Origin of the sequence: Pseudomonas sp. P20, from assembly GCF_016463925.1 — a bacterium.
GTDB lineage: Bacteria > Pseudomonadota > Gammaproteobacteria > Pseudomonadales > Pseudomonadaceae > Pseudomonas > Pseudomonas aeruginosa.
Genome location: NZ_JAEMVM010000088.1, coordinates 3,476 through 5,764, shown reverse-complemented (window position 1 = coordinate 5,764; position 2,289 = coordinate 3,476). Strand labels below are relative to the sequence as shown.

Annotated in this window: 2 protein-coding genes; both read right to left on the bottom strand. The window is 60.7% G+C overall.

The features are described 5' to 3' along the window. Window positions 1-281: hypothetical protein (locus JHD77_RS31720; RefSeq protein ID WP_199506564.1), on the bottom strand; the 281-nt coding region annotated here is incomplete at its 3' end. A gap of 312 nt (window positions 282-593) precedes the next feature. Beyond that, window positions 594-1,580: an Rpn family recombination-promoting nuclease/putative transposase gene (locus tag JHD77_RS31715; protein WP_003099775.1), complete on the bottom strand. Its 987-nt coding sequence runs from the start codon at window positions 1,578-1,580 to the stop codon at window positions 594-596. Window positions 1,581-2,289 lie beyond the last annotated feature (709 nt).

Genomic DNA, 2,289 nt, shown 5'->3' with positions numbered 1-2,289 from the left:
TTGCGTGCGCGCTTGGGCTTTTGCACCTCGCGCGTATTGGCTAGATACCAGTCATTCAGGTTGACATTCTTCAGCCGGACGATGGCTGGGATGTCGCTGATGTGTTCTAGCTCGCCAGCGGTCGGGCCGGCCAGGAAGGCAGGATCGATGCGCTGGACGCTCAACGCAACCGGCGCTTGTGCTTGCACTACGACCGGAGGGCGACTGAGCGCTCTGCGGAACTCACGCACAACACTGCCGAGGGCAAAGCCGATTTCGAAGCTGGTGGATTGCTTGGACATGGTGTTTCTCCTGCAGGTTGAGGGTGCGGAGAAAACACTGGCCCTGGCGGGGAAGTGGATTCCCCGCTGGGTTGCGGAAGGGAGCTTCTATCGACCGAGGCCGACCGACCGCGCTACCAGAAGCTATGCGGTCTTGGGTTGGATCAACACGGTGGGCTGTGCTGCAGCCTTTCGGATCCGAGCTGCATGGGGGCATGTCGCTGACAACGTCAGCAGGACATGGGAGGAGGTTGTACGCGTTGAGCGTGGGCGTCAAGGGGCGGATAAACGACAGCCCCTGTGAAGGGGCTGTCGGGCGGGAGCCAGGCGAAATCAGTGAGCGGTGAACAGCTCAGCCAGGCTCTGGGCGGTGAGGATGGCGTCGGCCCAGGCTTCGAGCTGGGCCTGGGTGGCGGCTTCCAGCCGGGCGCGATCGGCAGCCGACAGCGGGCCAAAGCGGCGCTCCGCCAATCGGGTCAATAGTGCCGCCTGACCTTCCTGGCGTCCTTGCTGAAGACCTTGCTGAAGACCTTGCTGAAGACCTTCGCGCTTCCAGGTTTCGGACCATTGTCCGGTGTGTTCGGTGAGCATGATGTAGATGTCCTCCAAGGTTTCGGTCGACGGTAGCTGGTTGGCTTGCCGGTTGAGTTTTTCGGCGACGGTATGCCGGATCCAGACGTTGAAGGCACGCCTTACACTATCACATTCGGGGGCGTGCAACAGCTTTTGCAACGTTTCGACGGCGCGGATCGCTTGTTGTGGGTGAGCGCTGTTTTCCAGGTGCAGGACTTGGGCTACCAGGTTGTCGTCCTTGGGCAAGGTTGTGACATCCAGGTGTCGTTCGTCGAGCAGGAAATAGCGCAGTTTGGGTTTATAGGCGGCCAGGGGCGAGTCCGCAGGGATCTCGAACAGGTCGGCGGTGTCGAGCGGGCCGCTCCATCGGGGGCTACCGTTGTAGAGGACGATAGGGAAGACCGGTGGTAGAGGCTGTCCAGGCAAGACGACCCTCTGTCGGGCGAGGTCCTGGTAAAGCAGACCTATGTAGGTCATCAGGCGAATGGCCATCCAGTAGTCGTCGGTGCTCTGGAACTCGAGCAACAGGTAGAGGTAGATCCAGTGGTCATTGTCGAGGCGAACGCGCCATAGCAGGTCGTTGTGTCGGTCGCGCAGGTCGTCGGAGACGAATTGGCCGCTGACTTTTTCCAGGGTACTGAAGTCCAGGTGCTGGACCCACTGTTCGGGGACAAAGCCGCGGAGCAGGTCGCGGACCAGGTCGGGGTGGGAGAATAGGAGTTTGTAGGCGCTGTCATATTGGGCCATTGAATTTCTCTTGGTGGATGATGAGGGCATCCCAATGGGGCGAGCGTAGTGAGATTGTGGCGAGCGGCGTCAGAAAGGGTCGAGCATGGTGGATCTCCTGTGTTGCGGGCACGATGGAGAACACCGATTCCTTGATGGGAGGGTGTTCCCATCAAGAGGGGGAGGAGGCGCTCCAGCAGAAGCTGCTGTTTCCGCGCTGCCGAGCGCTGTGCGGACTTGGGGGAGGATCGACACGCTGGACGGTGCTGCAGCCTTTCGGATCCAAGCTGCATGGGGGCATGTCGCTGACAACGTCAGCAGATCACGCGTTCATCATCGAAGCGGGGGGCGAAAGTGTCAAGGTCAAGCAGGAGGGGGAGCGGATGCAGCGGGCGGAGAGCGAGGGCGGAAGAGCGCGGCTGGTAGAAACCCTGTCAAAGGTTTCCCCAGCCGTGTCTGGAAGGGGAGTCAAGTGAGCCACCTGTGGTTGAATCGTCGATCCCTGGGCATTGATCGTCTCGATCCCATCACCCGGCCATTATCGTGGCTTGGCCAGCAAACAGTAGGCACGCATCCGCGTACAAAGGGAGCCCTGCGTATCACCGGCGGGCCACCGGCAGGGAGAAGGATCCCGATGGGTAGCCTGATAGTCCTGGAGCAGGAGCATCAGGCTACCCATGGAGAGGGGAAAAGGAGGGGCCGTAACACCAGTACGACCCTTAAATCGAGG